General features: G+C 68.8%; 18 protein-coding genes. 14 read left to right on the top strand and 4 right to left on the bottom strand.

Annotated elements, in window-relative coordinates; all coding sequences use genetic code 11:
• Positions 1–26 precede the first annotated feature (26 nt).
• The 3 genes from OG588_RS11625 to OG588_RS11615 are packed head-to-tail and all read right to left on the bottom strand — an operon-like array spanning position 27 to position 2,557.
• Complete coding sequence (locus OG588_RS11625; protein ID WP_405947209.1) at positions 27–794, bottom strand: ABC transporter permease; 768 nt, start codon at positions 792–794, stop codon at positions 27–29.
• Positions 791–1,714, bottom strand: coding sequence for an ABC transporter ATP-binding protein (locus OG588_RS11620; protein WP_398849502.1), 924 nt, complete (start codon positions 1,712–1,714; stop codon positions 791–793). Before OG588_RS11620 ends, OG588_RS11625 begins: the two co-directional genes overlap by 4 nt.
• A gap of 30 nt (positions 1,715–1,744) precedes the next feature.
• Positions 1,745–2,557, bottom strand: coding sequence for an aminoglycoside N(3)-acetyltransferase (locus tag OG588_RS11615; protein ID WP_405947208.1), 813 nt, complete (start codon positions 2,555–2,557; stop codon positions 1,745–1,747).
• Positions 2,558–2,717: 160 nt separating this feature from the next.
• On the opposite strand from OG588_RS11615, the gene OG588_RS11610 reads away from it, so the two are divergent.
• The 9 genes from OG588_RS11610 (at position 2,718) to OG588_RS11570 (ending at position 9,822) form a co-directional block, all read left to right on the top strand.
• The gene (locus OG588_RS11610; RefSeq protein ID WP_019060528.1) at positions 2,718–3,449 is read left to right on the top strand and encodes a metalloregulator ArsR/SmtB family transcription factor; all 732 of its coding nucleotides are present in this window, start codon (positions 2,718–2,720) and stop codon (positions 3,447–3,449) included.
• Positions 3,446–4,870 (top strand): Fe-S cluster assembly protein SufB, encoded by a 1,425-nt coding sequence (sufB, locus tag OG588_RS11605; RefSeq protein WP_019060529.1) that lies wholly within the window; start codon positions 3,446–3,448, stop codon positions 4,868–4,870. The genes OG588_RS11610 and sufB overlap by 4 nt, the downstream gene beginning before the upstream one ends.
• 61 nt (positions 4,871–4,931) lie before the next feature.
• Positions 4,932–6,110 (top strand): Fe-S cluster assembly protein SufD, encoded by a 1,179-nt coding sequence (gene sufD, locus OG588_RS11600; RefSeq protein ID WP_266876280.1) that lies wholly within the window; start codon positions 4,932–4,934, stop codon positions 6,108–6,110.
• The gene (locus tag OG588_RS11595) at positions 6,110–6,430 is read left to right on the top strand and encodes a non-heme iron oxygenase ferredoxin subunit (RefSeq protein WP_405947207.1); all 321 of its coding nucleotides are present in this window, start codon (positions 6,110–6,112) and stop codon (positions 6,428–6,430) included. The genes sufD and OG588_RS11595 overlap by 1 nt, the downstream gene beginning before the upstream one ends.
• 7 nt (positions 6,431–6,437) lie before the next feature.
• Positions 6,438–7,205, top strand: a complete 768-nt coding sequence (sufC, locus tag OG588_RS11590; RefSeq protein WP_019060532.1) for a Fe-S cluster assembly ATPase SufC — start codon at positions 6,438–6,440, stop codon at positions 7,203–7,205.
• On the top strand, positions 7,202–8,458 hold the full coding sequence (locus tag OG588_RS11585; protein ID WP_266876275.1) for a cysteine desulfurase: 1,257 nt from the start codon (positions 7,202–7,204) through the stop codon (positions 8,456–8,458). Before sufC ends, OG588_RS11585 begins: the two co-directional genes overlap by 4 nt.
• Positions 8,459–8,559: 101 nt before the next feature.
• Positions 8,560–9,033: a Fe-S cluster assembly sulfur transfer protein SufU gene (gene sufU, locus OG588_RS11580; RefSeq protein WP_019060534.1), complete on the top strand. Its 474-nt coding sequence runs from the start codon at positions 8,560–8,562 to the stop codon at positions 9,031–9,033.
• The gene (locus OG588_RS11575) at positions 9,030–9,368 is read left to right on the top strand and encodes a metal-sulfur cluster assembly factor (RefSeq protein WP_019060535.1); all 339 of its coding nucleotides are present in this window, start codon (positions 9,030–9,032) and stop codon (positions 9,366–9,368) included. Before sufU ends, OG588_RS11575 begins: the two co-directional genes overlap by 4 nt.
• Positions 9,369–9,435: 67 nt before the next feature.
• Positions 9,436–9,822, top strand: a complete 387-nt coding sequence (locus OG588_RS11570) for a VOC family protein (protein ID WP_405947206.1) — start codon at positions 9,436–9,438, stop codon at positions 9,820–9,822.
• A gap of 22 nt (positions 9,823–9,844) precedes the next feature.
• Here the strand turns inward: OG588_RS11570 and OG588_RS11565 are convergent, their stop codons facing one another.
• Complete coding sequence (locus tag OG588_RS11565) at positions 9,845–10,729, bottom strand: AbfB domain-containing protein (protein WP_405947205.1); 885 nt, start codon at positions 10,727–10,729, stop codon at positions 9,845–9,847.
• Between the two features lie 125 nt (positions 10,730–10,854).
• Between OG588_RS11565 and OG588_RS11560 the strand changes: the two genes are divergently transcribed.
• The 5 genes from OG588_RS11560 to dapD all read left to right on the top strand — a co-directional run bounded on the left by OG588_RS11560 (position 10,855) and on the right by dapD (position 14,662).
• Positions 10,855–11,199: a DMT family transporter gene (locus OG588_RS11560; RefSeq protein WP_405953095.1), complete on the top strand. Its 345-nt coding sequence runs from the start codon at positions 10,855–10,857 to the stop codon at positions 11,197–11,199.
• A gap of 43 nt (positions 11,200–11,242) precedes the next feature.
• Positions 11,243–11,794, top strand: coding sequence for a TetR/AcrR family transcriptional regulator (locus OG588_RS11555; RefSeq protein WP_405947204.1), 552 nt, complete (start codon positions 11,243–11,245; stop codon positions 11,792–11,794).
• Positions 11,795–11,921: 127 nt separating this feature from the next.
• Positions 11,922–12,527 carry an RNA polymerase sigma factor gene (locus OG588_RS11550; RefSeq protein WP_405947203.1) on the top strand — a complete coding sequence of 202 codons (606 nt, stop codon included), beginning with the start codon at positions 11,922–11,924 and terminating at the stop codon, positions 12,525–12,527.
• A 2-nt stretch (positions 12,528–12,529) separates the two neighbouring features.
• On the top strand, positions 12,530–13,525 hold the full coding sequence (locus OG588_RS11545; RefSeq protein WP_405947202.1) for a CU044_5270 family protein: 996 nt from the start codon (positions 12,530–12,532) through the stop codon (positions 13,523–13,525).
• A gap of 147 nt (positions 13,526–13,672) precedes the next feature.
• Positions 13,673–14,662: a 2,3,4,5-tetrahydropyridine-2,6-dicarboxylate N-succinyltransferase gene (gene dapD / locus OG588_RS11540; RefSeq protein WP_405947201.1), complete on the top strand. Its 990-nt coding sequence runs from the start codon at positions 13,673–13,675 to the stop codon at positions 14,660–14,662.
• The last annotated feature ends 75 nt before the right edge of the window (positions 14,663–14,737 follow it).

The following is a 14,737-nucleotide window of genomic DNA, read 5'->3' as shown; positions in this document are numbered from 1 at the left end:
TTTCACGAGGGTCCGGAGTACGGCACTCACTCCCAGCGGAAGAAGCGCCCGGCCGCCGCCAGCCCGACGACCGCCCACACGCCCAGGATCCCCAGATCGCCCCACGGCATCCCGGCCCCGTGCTGCAACACGTCCCGCAGGCCGTCCGAGAGGGCCGAGATCGGCAGCAGGCCGAGCACGTCCTGGACGCCCGACGGGTACTTGTCCATCGGGACGATCACCCCGCCGCCGACCAGGAGCAGCAGGAACACCAGGTTCGCGGCGGCCAGCGTGGCCTCCGCCTTCAGCGTGCCCGCCATCAGCAGCCCCAGGCCCGAGAAGGCCGCCGTACCGAGGATCAGGAGGAGGAGCACCGCGAGGGGGTTGCCGTGCGGGGACCAGCCCAGGGCGAAGGCGATCGCCGTCAGCAGGATGATCTGGAGGATCTCCGTGACGAGCACCGACGCCGTCTTCGCAGTCATCAGGCCCCAGCGGGGCAGTGGGGAGGACGCGAGGCGCTTCAGGACGCCGTAGCGGCGCTCGAAGCCCGTCGCGATGGCCTGGCCGGTGAACGCCGTCGACATGACGGCGAGGGCGAGGATGCCGGGGGTGAGGAAGTCGACGGACTTGCCCTTGCCGGTGTCGACGATGTCCACCGAGCTGAACAGGACCAGCAGGAGGGTCGGGATGACCACCGTGAGGAGGAGCTGCTCGCCGTTCCGTAGGAGCATCTTCGTTTCGAGGGCCGCCTGGGCCGCGATCATGCGGGGGAGGGGCGCCGCCCCCGGTGCGGGCGCATAAGTCGCCGTGGTCATGAGCGCAGCTCCTTGCCGGTGAGTTCCAGGAACACGTCCTCCAGGGTGTGCCGTTCGACCGAGATCTTCTCCGGCATCACCCCGTGCTGCGCACACCAGGAGGTGACCGTGGCGAGCAGTTGCGGGTCGACCTTGCCGCCGACGCGGTAGGAGCCCGGGGTCAGTTCGGCGGCCGTGGAGTCGGCCGGGAGGGCCTTCAGGAGGGAGCCGACGTCGAGGCCGGGGCGGCCGGTGAAGCGGAGGGTGTTCTCGGCGCCGCCTCGGCACAGGTCCTCGGGGGAGCCGTGGGCGATGACCTTGCCTGCGTCGATGATGGCGACGTCGTCGGCGAGTTGCTCGGCCTCGTCCATGTGGTGGGTCGTGAGGACGACCGAGACGCCGTCCGCGCGGAGGTCGCGGACCAGGTCCCAGGTCGCGCGGCGGGCCTGGGGGTCGAGGCCGGCCGTCGGCTCGTCCAGGAAGACCAGTTCGGGGCGGCCCACGATCGCCATCGCCAGGGCCAGACGCTGTTGCTGGCCGCCGGACAGCCGGCGGTACGTCGTCCGGCCGCAACTGCCAAGTCCCAGGCGCTCGATGAGCGCGTCCACGTCCAGCGGGTGCGCGTGCAGCTTGGCCACGTGGCGGAGCATCTCGTCGGCGCGGGCGCCCGAGTAGACGCCGCCGGACTGGAGCATCACGCCGATTCTGGGGCGCAGTGCGGCGGACTCGCGGACCGGGTCGAGGCCCAGGACGCGCACCGTGCCGGAGTCCGGCTTCCGGTACCCCTCGCAGGTCTCGACCGTGGTCGTCTTGCCCGCTCCGTTGGGACCGAGTACTGCGGTGACACCCGCATGGGCCACCAGGTCGAGGCCGTTCACCGCGGTCTTCGTGCCGTACCGCTTCACCAGGGCCTGGACCTGGAGCACGGGCTCACTTCGCATGCGCCCGAGTCTAGGTAGCCCGGCCCGCGCTCAGAGCGGCGGGTGCGAGATCTCCTCCTCACGGGGGCGGTGCAGGGGCAGCCAGCGTTCGGCGTAGGCCACGGCGTCCGCCACCGGGAACAGCCGTACGTCCGCCGCGCCCACCTTTCCCCGTACGACGGAACGGTCCCGTTCGAAGTCGTGGCCCAGTTCGTCGAAGCGGTCCGAGGAGATCGACACCTCGGTCACCGTCTCCCAGCCGTCCGGTCCCGGGCGGCCGATCTCGACCAGGGGCGAGGCGATGCGGTACTCGGCGAGATGGAAGCTCGTGCAGGTGTCGTAGCCCGCGCCGAGCAGCAGCACGCGCGCGTGGAGGCCCTCCAGGCGCGCCAGCGGGCTGCGCTCGCCGAGCCGGCAGTCGGTCGCGTGGCCGGCGAGGATCTCGGCCGCGCGGGGACCGATCGCCGCGAAGGAGGTCTGCGGGTGCGCGGAGCGCAGGGCACCCGGCCAGGTGCGGACGGTCTCCGGGACGACGCCGACGCCGAGTGAGGGCGTGACGAGAGGGTCGTAGGAGGGCATGGAGGTGCGGATGGTGTCCCACCACTCGCGCGGGACCGGCGGGTTTCCCCAGTGGGCCGGGTCCGAGAGGTCGGCGGACTGGGTGGGGACCACCAGGGTGCCGTCCGGACCGAGTGCTTCGAGGACTCCTTGGACGACCGCCACGCCGCCTCCGCAGACCCATCCGAGGGAGCTGAGGGAGGTGTGCGCGAGGAGGGTCTCACCGGGGTGGACGCCGAGCTCGCGCAGTTGTGCGGCGACTGTGTCCCGGGTGACAAGTGGGCCGGTGGGAGGGGGTGTGGGCATGGTCGTGGAGTGTCCTCGAAGGGGGTCGGTGGCACCGGTGAATTGATCGATCAAAGATCGTTTTCGCAGGTCAGATTAGGTATGCCTAAGTGATGCAGCGCACCGTCCATCCGCCGGGCGCGGGTTGTCAGGCTCTGAGGAATTACGCAACAATGGCGTTGTGAAAAACGTTGGCGAGGCTCCGCAGGAGGAACTCGCGACCGGTGAGCGGTCCACCCGCAACCGTGTCGCGCGCTCCATCCTGGACCACGGCCCGTCGACCGTGGCCGACCTCGCCGGCCGGCTGGGGCTGACCCAGGCCGCCGTACGCCGTCATCTCGACGCACTCGTCGCCGACGACGTCGTGGAAGCACGTGAGCAGCGGGTCTACGGAGCGCGCACGCGCGGCCGCCCCGCAAAGGTGTTCGCCCTGACCGACTGCGGTCGCGACGCCTTCGACCAGTCCTACGACAAGCTCGCCGCGGACGCGCTGCGCTGGATCGCGCAGCGTGAGGGCGGGGACGAGGCCGTCGTCGCCTTCGCCCGCGACCGCATGGCCGCCCAGGCCATCGCCTACCGCAAGGTCGTCGAGGCCGCCGCGCCCGAGAACCGCGCGGAAGCCCTGGCCAAGGCCCTGAGCGTGGACGGGTACGCTGCTACGGCGCGTAGCGCACCGGTCGGTGAGCAGCTCTGCCAGCACCACTGCCCGGTCGCCCATGTCGCCGAGCAGTTCCCGCAACTGTGCGAGGCGGAGACCGAGCTCTTCTCCCAACTGCTCGGCACACATGTCCAGCGACTGGCCACCATCGCCCACGGCGACGGCGTGTGCACCACGTTTATCCCGAAGATTTCCAAGACCGTTTCCGATCCATCTGACTCATCTGCACGTACCGCCGGGAGGAACCCCGCATGACGCTCCCCATCGAGGAGACCGCCCACCCCGAGCTCGAGGGTCTGGGCACGTACGAATACGGCTGGGCCGACTCCGACGTGGCCGGTGCCTCCGCCAAGCGCGGCATCAACGAGGACGTCGTCCGGGACATCTCCGGCAAGAAGAACGAGCCGGAGTGGATGACCAAGCTCCGCCTCAAGGGCCTGCGCCTGTTCGAGAAGAAGCCCATGCCGAACTGGGGCTCCGACCTCTCCGGCATCGACTTCGACAACATCAAGTACTTCGTGCGCTCCACGGAGAAGCAGGCGGAGTCCTGGGAGGACCTGCCCGAGGACATCAAGAACACGTACGACAAGCTCGGCATCCCCGAGGCGGAGAAGCAGCGCCTCGTCGCCGGTGTCGCGGCCCAGTACGAGTCCGAGGTCGTCTACCACCAGATCAACGAAGAGCTCGAGGCGCAGGGTGTCATCTTCATGGACACCGACACCGCGCTGAAGGAGCACCCAGAGCTCTTCAAGGAGTACTTCGGGACCGTCATCCCGGTCGGTGACAACAAGTTCGCGTCGCTGAACAGCGCCGTATGGTCCGGCGGCTCCTTCATCTACGTGCCGAAGGGCGTGCACGTCGAGATCCCGCTCCAGGCCTACTTCCGTATCAACACGGAGAACATGGGCCAGTTCGAGCGGACGCTGATCATCGTCGACGAGGGCGCCTATGTGCACTACGTCGAGGGTTGTACGGCGCCGATCTACTCCTCGGACTCCCTGCACTCCGCGGTGGTCGAGATCATCGTGAAGAAGGGCGGCCGCTGCCGCTACACGACCATCCAGAACTGGTCGAACAACGTCTACAACCTGGTCACCAAGCGCGCCGTCGCCTACGAGGGCGCGACCATGGAGTGGATCGACGGCAACATCGGCTCCAAGGTGACGATGAAGTACCCGGCCGTCTACCTGATGGGCGAGCACGCCAAGGGCGAGACCCTCTCCATCGCCTTCGCGGGCGAGGGCCAGCACCAGGACGCCGGCTCGAAGATGGTCCACATGGCGCCGAACACCTCCTCCAACATCGTCTCCAAGTCGGTGGCGCGCGGCGGCGGTCGTACGTCCTACCGCGGTCTCGTCGAGATCGGCGAGGGCGCCCACGGCTCCAAGTCGAACGTGCTGTGCGACGCGCTGCTCGTCGACACGATCTCCCGCTCGGACACGTACCCGTACGTGGACGTCCGCGAGGACGACGTGTCCATGGGCCACGAGGCGACCGTCTCCAAGGTCAGCGACGACCAGCTCTTCTACCTGATGAGCCGGGGCATGACCGAGTTCGAGGCGATGGCGATGATCGTGCGCGGCTTCGTCGAGCCGATCGCCAAGGAGCTGCCGATGGAGTACGCCCTCGAACTCAACCGGCTGATCGAGCTGCAGATGGAAGGCTCGGTCGGTTAAGACCGCCCTCCGTAGAGCAGCAAGCGAATTCTGACGCAGGAAAGAGAGCAGACCGACAGCCATGGCTGAGGCTCAGAGTATTCCGGTGGGGTCCACCACCGCCGGCGCGGTGGCCGTTGCCGCCGAGTCGACCGTCGCCACGCGCATGAGCGCGCCCCCCTCCTTCGACGTGGCGGACTTCCCGGTCCCCCACGGCCGTGAGGAGGAGTGGCGGTTCACCCCGCTGGAGCGCCTGCGCGGGCTGCACGACGGCACCGCGGTCGCCGACGGCGGGTTCCGGTACGAGGTCACCACGCCGGCCGGCGTCACCTACAAGCAGGTGGGCCGGGACGACGAGCGCCTCGGCCGGGCCGGCAAGCCGGTGGACCGGGTCGCGGCCCAGGTGTTCAGCGCGTTCGAGAAGGCGGGGGTCGTCTCGATCCCCAAGGACACCCAGCTGAGCGAGCCGGTCCGGATCGCCGTGCACGGCCAGGGCGGAACCGACTACAGCCACTTCCTGATCGAGGTCGGCGCCTTCGCCGAGGCCGTCGTCGTGATCGACCACACCGGTGACGGCGTCTTCGGCGGCAACGTCGAATACGTCCTCGGTGACGGCGCCAAGCTCACCGTCGTCTCCGTCCAGGACTGGGACGACAAGGCCGTGCACGTCGGCCAGCACAATGCCCTGATCGGCCGGGACGCCACGTTCAAGTCGTTCGTCGTCACGTTCGGCGGCGACCTCGTACGACTGCACCCGCGCGTGGCCTACGCCGGACCCGGTGGCGAGGCCGAGCTGTTCGGCCTGTACTTCACGGACGCCGGCCAGCACCAGGAGCACCGCCTCCTGGTCGACCACAACGTCCCGCACTGCAAGTCCAACGCCATCTACAAGGGCGCGCTCCAGGGCGAGGGTGCCCACGCGGTGTGGATCGGCGACGTGCTCATCGAGGCCACCGCCGAGGGCACCGACACGTACGAGATGAACCGCAACCTCGTGCTGACCGACGGCGCCCGCGTCGACTCCGTGCCGAACCTGGAGATCGAGACCGGCGAGATCGTCGGCGCCGGACACGCCTCCGCGACCGGCCGCTTCGACGACGAGCAGCTCTTCTACCTGATGGCCCGCGGTATCCCCGCCGACGACGCCCGACGCCTGGTGGTCCGCGGCTTCTTCGCCGAGCTGGTCCAGCAGATCGGTGTCGCCGACATCCAGGAACGGCTGCTCGAGAAGATCGACGCGGAGCTGGAGGCGTCGGTCTGATGTCGGCCTTCGTCCGCGCCTGCGGCTTCGGCGAGCTGGAGGAGAACACCCCGAAGCGGGTGGAACTCGACGGCACGCCGGTCTCGGTCGTGAAGACGGAGGGGGAGGTGTTCGCGATCAACGACATCTGCTCGCACGCGAACGTCTCGCTCTCCGAGGGCGAGGTGGAGGACTGTCAGATCGAGTGCTGGCTGCACGGCTCCGCGTTCGACCTGCGCACCGGCAAGCCGTCCGGCCTCCCCGCCACGCGCCCCGTACCCGTTTACCCCGTAAAGATCGAAGGGGACGACGTGCTCGTCTCCCTCACCCAGGAGTCCTGAGGAACCCATGGCAACGCTTGAAATCCACGACCTGCACGTCACCGTCGAGGCCGACAACGCCACGAAGGAGATCCTCAAGGGCGTCGACCTCACCGTGAAGCAGGGCGAGACCCACGCCATCATGGGCCCGAACGGCTCCGGCAAGTCGACCCTCGCCTACTCGCTCGCGGGCCACCCGAAGTACACGATCACCGGCGGCACCGTCACCCTCGACGGCGAGGACGTCCTCGAGATGTCCGTCGACGAGCGCGCCCGCGCCGGCCTCTTCCTCGCCATGCAGTACCCGGTCGAGGTCCCCGGTGTCTCCGTCTCCAACTTCCTTCGTACGTCCGCCACCGCCATCCGCGGTGAGGCGCCGAAGCTGCGTACCTGGGTGAAGGAGGTCAAGGAGACCATGGAGCGCCTCTCCATGGACCCCGCCTTCGCCGAGCGCAACGTCAACGAGGGCTTCTCCGGCGGTGAGAAGAAGCGCCACGAGATCCTTCAGCTGGAGCTGCTCAAGCCGAAGATCGCGATCCTCGACGAGACCGACTCCGGCCTGGACGTCGACGCCCTCCGCGTCGTCTCCGAGGGCGTCAACCGCGTCCGCGAGACCGGTGAGGTCGGCACCCTGCTGATCACGCACTACACGCGCATCCTGCGCTACATCAAGCCCGACTTCGTGCACGTCTTCTCCGGCGGCAGGATCGTCGAGTCCGGCGGCGCCGAGCTGGCCGACAAGCTGGAGAACGAGGGCTACGAGGCCTACACCACGAAGGGTGGCGTATCAGCGTGACGCAGCTGCCGGGTCTCCTCGACACTGAGGCGCTCCGCAAGGACTTCCCCATCCTGGACCGTACGGTTCACGACGGTAAGAAGCTCGTGTACCTGGACAACGCGGCGACCTCGCAGAAGCCGCGCCAGGTGCTCGACGCCCTGAACGAGTACTACGAGCGCTACAACGCCAACGTCCACCGCGGTGTGCATGTGCTCGCCGAGGAGGCCACGGCGCTGTACGAGGGCGCGCGCGACAAGGTTGCGACGTTCATCAACGCGCCCAGCCGCGACGAGGTGATCTTCACCAAGAACGCCTCCGAGTCGCTCAACCTCGTTGCGAACATGCTGGGTTGGGCCGACGAGCCCTACCGCGTGGACCACGAGACCGAGATCGTCATCACGGAGATGGAGCACCACTCCAACATCGTGCCGTGGCAGCTGCTCTCGCAGCGCACCGGCGCGAAGCTGAAGTGGTTCGGCCTCACGGACGACGGCCGCCTCGACCTCTCGAACATCGACGAGATCATCACGGAGAAGACGAAGATCGTCTCCTTCGTCCTGGTGTCGAACATCCTCGGCACGGTCAACCCGGTCGAGAAGATCGTGCGCCGCGCGCAGGAGGTCGGGGCCCTGGTCCTGATCGACGCCTCGCAGGCAGCGCCGCACATGCCGCTGGACGTCCAGGCCCTCCAGGCCGACTTCGTCGCCTTCACCGGCCACAAGATGTGCGGCCCGACGGGCATCGGCGTCCTCTGGGGCCGCCAGGAGCTGCTCGAAGACCTCCCCCCGTTCCTGGGTGGCGGCGAGATGATCGAGACCGTGTCGATGCACTCGTCGACGTACGCCCCGGCGCCGCACAAGTTCGAGGCGGGCACCCCGCCGATCGCCCAGGCGGTCGGTCTCGGTGCGGCCATCGACTACCTGTCGGCGATCGGCATGGACAAGATCCTCGCCCATGAGCACGCGCTCACGGAGTACGCGGTGAAGCGCCTGCTGGACGTCCCCGACCTGCGGATCATCGGCCCCACCACGGCCGAGGACCGGGGCGCGGCGATCTCCTTCACGCTGGGTGACATCCACCCGCACGACGTGGGCCAGGTGCTGGACGAGGAAGGCATCGCGGTGCGTGTCGGCCACCACTGCGCGAGGCCTGTCTGCCTGCGCTACGGAATTCCTGCGACCACGCGAGCGTCGTTCTATCTGTACTCCACGCCGGCCGAGATCGACGCACTGGTCGACGGCTTGGAGCACGTACGGAACTTCTTCGGCTGAGGGACGTGAACTGAGACCGTGCTGTGCTATCCCGGGGGACAACCCCCGGACCCCCGGCTGAAGTACCACGCCACGGAGGATGGGATGCGAGGTTTGTCGTCGTGAAGCTGGATTCGATGTACCAGGAAGTCATCCTGGACCACTACAAGCACCCGCACGGCCGGGGCTTGCGGGATGGCGACGCCGAGGTGCACCACGTCAACCCGACGTGCGGCGACGAGATCACGCTGCGCGTGAAGTACGACGGCGAGCAGATCACGGACATCTCCTACGAGGGCCAGGGCTGCTCGATCAGTCAGGCATCGGCCTCCGTACTGAACGACCTCCTCGTCGGCAAGGAGCTGTCCGAGGCGCAGAAGATCCAGGAGACTTTCCTGGAGCTGATGCAGTCCAAGGGCAGGATCGAGCCCGACGACGCGATGGAGGAGGTGCTGGAGGACGCGATCGCGTTCGCCGGTGTCTCCAAGTACCCGGCACGGGTGAAGTGCGCCCTCCTCAGCTGGATGGCGTGGAAGGACGCGACGGCCCAGGCCCTGGGCGGAGCCGACTCCGACGCGGAAAGGAAGACGGCATGAGTGACACCGAGACCATGGAGATCAAGCCCGCCTCCGAGGAGGAGGTCCGCGAGGCCCTCCTCGACGTCGTCGACCCCGAACTGGGCATCGACGTCGTCAACCTCGGGCTGATCTACGGCGTGCACATCGACGACGCCAACATCGCCACCATCGACATGACCCTGACCTCGGCGGCCTGCCCGCTGACGGACGTCATCGAGGACCAGGCCAAGTCCGCGACGGACGGCCTCGTCAACGAGCTCCGCATCAACTGGGTGTGGATGCCGCCGTGGGGCCCGGACAAGATCACGGACGACGGCCGGGATCAGCTTCGGGCGTTGGGGTTCAACGTCTGAGAACGTGTGAGCCTGCCTGAGCAGCTCTGAGCCTTCGGGTTCACCGGAACGGCCATACCTTTGGGGTATGGCCGTTTCTTTGCATCACGTCGTCATCGACACGCACGATCTACCGGGTCTCGCGCGCTTCTGGTGCGGGGTGCTGGACTGGCGGGTGCTGTCCGAGAAACCGCGTGAAGTGGTCATCGGGCCAGGGGAGTTCGCGGAGACGGGCATCTGCTTCATGCCGGTGAGCGATCCGAAGACCGTCAAGAACCGACTCCACTTCGACCTCGCCCCCGACGATCAGGAGGCCGAGGTCCAGCGGATCCTCGCGCTGGGTGCGCGGCGGGTCGACATCGGGCAGGGCGAGGCGGTGGGCTGGGTGGTGCTCGCCGACCCGGAGGGCAACGAGTTCTGCGTACTGCGGCCCAAGGCCTCGCTGATCGCCTTCCGTGACGATCGCCCTTCGTGACGCGCCCGCCCAGTGGAGCCCCCTAGTTGAGCCCCGCCACCAGCCGGAACGCCGAGTCCGACCGGTACTGGCCGCTGTCCTGGTAGCGGTCCAGCTTGAGTTGGAAGTTCTGGTGGCGCAGGAAGCGGCCCGGGTAGTTGACCGACTCCAGCATCACCGCGCCCGACGTGGACGAGGGGCGGGGACAGAAGGTGGCGTCCTGTTTGAACAGGGCGGAGCCGTCGTTGCGTTCCGCGCGGAGGATGAAGTTGCGGTGGCGGAGGTAGGTGCCGTCGGCCGTCGCGAAGGAGTAACAGGAGCTCTTCGCAAGGCCCTTGACCAGTTTGAAGGTGGCGGCGCGGCGGCCTGCGGTGGAGCTGACCGGGTTGAGCTTGACGAGGCCGCCGCTCACCTGCCAGTAGCGGTCCGGGTAGTTGACCGAGCGGACCGACTTCCAGGTGGTGGAGGACGAGGAGCCCGACGACCCGGATGAGCCGGACGAGCCCGACGATCCGGATGAACTTCCTTGGGACGACGTCGACTTGGACGGGGACGGTGCCTTTGCGGAGGGCTTCTTGCTCTGTTCCGCGGCGGTGGCCGACGTGGTGGTGCCGGGTGCCTTCGTCGAGGCCGAGTTCGACGTGTGCTCGTCGGCCGTCGGCGTGCCCTGCTTCGACGGGGAGGCGAACGAGAGCAGGCCGGGACCGTCCGCGCCGGGGAGTGCCGACGGGTCTGCCCGCTTGGTGCGTGACGTGTCGTCAGTTTGCTTGTCCGTCACGACAATTGCCGTGACGCACACGGCGATCGTGGCGACGGCGAGCGCCCCGGCCAGATAGAGCCGGCGGGTTCCGGGGGCCCGGGAGCTGTCGGGGGTCCAGCCGTTCTCCCAGGGGGAGTTGGGGGAGGGCGGGGGTGAGCTGTCTGGCATTGCGCTGTTCCTCCAGCGGCGCCCATGGCGACGGCCGTGACCGTGAAAGCCAGGTGTGTGAACGGTGAAACAGTAGTGGAGCGAGAGGTGTTCGAGCAGCCGTTTCAGTGAGCGGTTTCTACGAGATTTCGTTATGTACACTCGTACACATGGGATTCCTGATGCTCCTCACGGCGATCGCCGCGGAGGTGGGCGGCACCACCGCCATGAAGTTCAGCCACGGCTTCAGCCGGCTGTGGCCGTCGGTTCTTACGGTTCTCGGGTACGTGGTTTCCTTCGCGTTGCTCGCGCAGACGCTGAAGTCCATGTCGGTGGGTACGGCCTACGCGATCTGGTCCGGGCTCGGTACCGCGGCGATCGTGGGGATCGGGACGGTGTTCCTCGGCGAGGGGATGACCCTCGCGAAGGCCGCCGGGATCGCGCTGATCATCATCGGGGTGGTTGTCCTCAACATGGGCGGTGCGCACTGATGACCATAGAAGACATGCGCTCGACCGAGGGAGGCGCGCACTGATGGCCCGGCGTTACGACCCCGAGCGGCGGCAGCGGATCATCGACGCGGCGATCCGCGTGGTCGGGGCGAAGGGCATCGCCGGCCTCAGTCACCGTTCCGTCGCCGCCGAGGCCGATGTTCCGCTCGGCTCGACGACGTACCACTTCACGACCCTCGACGAGCTGATGGTCGCCGCCCTGCGCCAGGCCAACGAGGCCTTCGCCAAGGTGATCGCCTCGCGGGGTGGTCTTGAGGACCCGCGCACCGACCTCGCCGAGGAGCTGGCCGGCTGGATGGGGGAGTGGCTCGCGGGTGACCGTACGGGCGTCGAGTTGGAGTACGAGCTGTACCTGGCCGCCCTGCGCCGCCCCGCGCTGCGCCCCGTCGCCGACGAGTGGGCCCGCGACCTCGCCGAGCAACTGGCCCGGCGTACCGACCCGGTGACCGCGCGGGCACTGGTCGCGCTGATCGACGGGATCTGTCTGCAGGTGCTGTTGACGGACGCGGTGTACGACGAGGGGTATGCGCGGGAGGTGCTGGGGCGGGTGATCCCGCGGCCCGCGGCGCACTGAAGCACTTTCCCGCACTCCCCATGAACTCTCCGGCCCCGTGAACTCTTCGGCCCCCACCGGGTAACAGGAGTCGACACGACGGCATTTCGACGCCGTCGACGCTACTGACGAATCGGGGGGAAGCCTTGTGAGTGGACCACCGCCAGGCGCGGCGCGGGACGGCAACGACGCGGAGGTCGTCGCCCGGTCGTTGGAGCAGCCGGAGTTGTTCGCCCTGCTCTACGACCGGTACGCGTCGGACATCCACCGGTACGCGGCGCGGCGGTTGGGCGACGGTGCGGCCGATGACATCACCGCCGACACCTTCCTCGCGGCGTTCCGTATCCGCTCGCGCTACGACCTGACGCGGGCCAACGCGCGCCCCTGGCTGTACGGCATAGCGGGCAACCTCATTGGCAAGCGGCGCCGTACCGAAGTACGGGCGCTCAAGGCGCTGGCCCGCACCGGACAGGACCCCGTCGCCGCGTCCTGGGGTGACTCCTGGGTCGAGGACACCGACAGCCGGATCGCCGCGCAGGGCCCGCTCGCCGGTGCCCTCGCCGCGCTCTCGGCGGGCGACCGGAACGTGTTGCTGCTCGTCGCCTGGGCCGACCTCACCTATCAGGAGGTCGCCGAGGCGCTGGACATCCCGGTCGGCACCGTCCGTTCCCGGCTCAACAGGGCACGGCGCAAGGTGCGTTCGGCACTGGGTGCCGATCCCGCATTCGTGAACGACGCGGCGGAGGTGGCGTAGCGATGGACGAGATGACGCAGGTGCGCGAGCTGCGCGCCGGAGCGCCGGCGCCCGACCGCGGACGGCTCGCGGCGGGGCGTACGCGACTCACCGAGAGGGTACGGGCCGGAGGGCGGCACCAAGTGCTGTGGCGGCGGCGGGAGTTCGTGATCGTCGCGGTGGTGGCGGCGGTGACCGCGGTGGCCGTCACCGTCACCGTGCTGCTGAGCGGGACCGCCCCCGGCAGCCGGAAGGTGGAGCCCGCGAGCACGCCGAACGTGAGCCTGAAGGGGATCCGTGCGGCTCAACTCCTGCAGCGGGCAGCCGAGTTGGTCGAGAAGGAGCCGGACTCCGCCGTACCCAGGGCCGATCAGTGGATCTACACCCTGCAGATGTCGGAGTCGCCCGATCCGGGGCTCGTGAAGATGCTGGGCAAGTCGGCGATCGAGCAACCGGGTTGGATCCGGTACGACGGCAGCGCGATGGCCTCCCGGAATCCGGTCCCCAAGGGGCAGAAGTCCAAGCTCTCCATCACCAAGATGCACCTGGAGAACGGCGGTGAGGGCGACGACCGCTCGCCGCGCGAGCTGTACCGGGTGCTGGACGCGCTGCCCGCCGGTGCCCGGCAGACCCTCACGTTCCTCCGTGAGAAGAACGCCATCGCCGATGGCCAGGGGGCGACCCAGGCCGAGTCGGACTACACGGAGATCAGTGTCCTGCTGACCGCCGACGTGATGCCGTCCAAGGGGCTGGCCTCGCTCTACCGCGCCCTCGCGACCCTGCCCGGCGGGACGGTCGCCGACCACCTGGTGAAGGACGCCTCGGGGCGCCGGGTGATCGCTCTGAGCTACGCCAGGGAGGACAACCCCAAGTCCGGGGAGTCGATGGCGGACCAGTGGCTGCTCGACCCGCAGACCTACCGGATCGTCGGCATGCGGATGGTCCAGGACGGCAAGGTCGTCGGCGGCAACGCGATCGCCGCGCGGGCGGTGGTGGACAAGGCCGGCGAACGCGGCTGACCCGGCACCCCGAGCACGGGCGGCCCGCACCACGAGGGGAGTGCGGGCCGCCCGTAACACCGCCGAGAGGGGTACGGGCGTGTCGTTCCCTGAGACGCCCCGCGGACGAGTTGGTCCCCGCCGCCCCCGCCAGGTTAGGTTTCCCTCATGACCGACACGACCGCACCTCGCACCACCGGCGCCGTTGCCGCCGGGCTCGCCACTCTCGCCGCCGACGGGACCGTACTCGACACCTGGTTCCCCGCGCCCGAACTGTCCGCCGAACCCGGGCCCGCCGGTACGGAGCGGCTGTCCGCCGAGCGTGCCGTGGAGCTGCTCGGCGCGGGTGCGGCCAAGGCGATCGGCCCGGACGCCCGCCGGGGCGTCGAGGTCATCGCGGTCCGCACGGTCATCGCCTCACTCGACGACAAGCCGCTCGACGCGCACGACGTGTACCTGCGCCTGCACCTCCTCTCGCACCGCCTGGTCAAGCCGCACGGCCAGAGCCTGGACGGCATGTTCGGCTTCCTCGCCAACGTCGCCTGGACCTCGCTCGGCCCGGTCGCCGTGGACGACGTCGAGAAGGTACGGCTGAACGCGCGCGCCGAGGGCCTGCACCTCCAGGTGACGTCCATCGACAAGTTCCCGCGCATGACGGACTACGTGGCTCCCAAGGGCGTCCGCATCGCCGACGCCGACCGGGTCCGCCTGGGCGCGCACCTCGCCGAGGGCACGACCGTGATGCACGAGGGCTTCGTCAACTTCAACGCCGGCACGCTCGGCACGTCGATGGTCGAGGGCCGGATCTCCGCCGGCGTCGTGGTCGGCGACGGCTCGGACATCGGCGGCGGCGCGTCCACGATGGGCACGCTGTCCGGCGGCGGCAACGTCCGCATCACCATCGGCGAGCGCTGCCTGGTCGGCGCCGAGGCGGGCGTCGGCATCGCGCTCGGCGACGAGTGCGTCGTCGAGGCAGGCCTCTACGTCACCGCGGGCACCCGCGTCACGATGCCCGACGGCCAGATCGTCAAGGCCCGCGAACTCTCCGGCGCCTCCAACATCCTCTTCCGCCGCAACTCGGTCACCGGCACGGTCGAGGCCCGCCCGAACAACGCGGTCTGGGGCGGCCTGAACGAGATCCTGCACAGCCACAACTGACCAGCGTCGTATGTGTGATGGAGCGCCCTTCCGTTCGCCGGAGGGGCGCTCACCTGTGTCGGGCCGAGGCGGGCG

Source organism: Streptomyces prunicolor, assembly GCF_045162825.1.
In the GTDB taxonomy this organism is placed as follows: domain Bacteria; phylum Actinomycetota; class Actinomycetes; order Streptomycetales; family Streptomycetaceae; genus Streptomyces; species Streptomyces prunicolor.
The sequence above is the reverse complement of the archived record's forward strand: the minus strand, read 5'-3'. Positions and strand labels throughout refer to the sequence as shown.

What these genes read in the sequence shown, in the direction of transcription:
- OG588_RS11625 (WP_405947209.1), bottom strand. Translation starts at nt 794, where the DNA reads ATGACCACGGCGACTTATGCGCCCGCACCGGGGGCGGCGCCCCTCCCC.
- OG588_RS11620 (WP_398849502.1), bottom strand. Translation starts at nt 1,714, where the DNA reads ATGCGAAGTGAGCCCGTGCTCCAGGTCCAGGCCCTGGTGAAGCGGTAC.
- OG588_RS11615 (WP_405947208.1), bottom strand. Translation starts at nt 2,557, where the DNA reads ATGCCCACACCCCCTCCCACCGGCCCACTTGTCACCCGGGACACAGTC.
- sufB (WP_019060529.1), top strand. Translation starts at nt 3,446, where the DNA reads ATGACGCTCCCCATCGAGGAGACCGCCCACCCCGAGCTCGAGGGTCTG.
- sufD (WP_266876280.1), top strand. Translation starts at nt 4,932, where the DNA reads ATGGCTGAGGCTCAGAGTATTCCGGTGGGGTCCACCACCGCCGGCGCG.
- OG588_RS11595 (WP_405947207.1), top strand. Translation starts at nt 6,110, where the DNA reads ATGTCGGCCTTCGTCCGCGCCTGCGGCTTCGGCGAGCTGGAGGAGAAC.
- sufC (WP_019060532.1), top strand. Translation starts at nt 6,438, where the DNA reads ATGGCAACGCTTGAAATCCACGACCTGCACGTCACCGTCGAGGCCGAC.
- OG588_RS11575 (WP_019060535.1), top strand. Translation starts at nt 9,030, where the DNA reads ATGAGTGACACCGAGACCATGGAGATCAAGCCCGCCTCCGAGGAGGAG.
- OG588_RS11570 (WP_405947206.1), top strand. Translation starts at nt 9,436, where the DNA reads ATGGCCGTTTCTTTGCATCACGTCGTCATCGACACGCACGATCTACCG.
- OG588_RS11565 (WP_405947205.1), bottom strand. Translation starts at nt 10,729, where the DNA reads ATGCCAGACAGCTCACCCCCGCCCTCCCCCAACTCCCCCTGGGAGAAC.
- OG588_RS11555 (WP_405947204.1), top strand. Translation starts at nt 11,243, where the DNA reads ATGGCCCGGCGTTACGACCCCGAGCGGCGGCAGCGGATCATCGACGCG.
- OG588_RS11545 (WP_405947202.1), top strand. Translation starts at nt 12,530, where the DNA reads ATGGACGAGATGACGCAGGTGCGCGAGCTGCGCGCCGGAGCGCCGGCG.
- dapD (WP_405947201.1), top strand. Translation starts at nt 13,673, where the DNA reads ATGACCGACACGACCGCACCTCGCACCACCGGCGCCGTTGCCGCCGGG.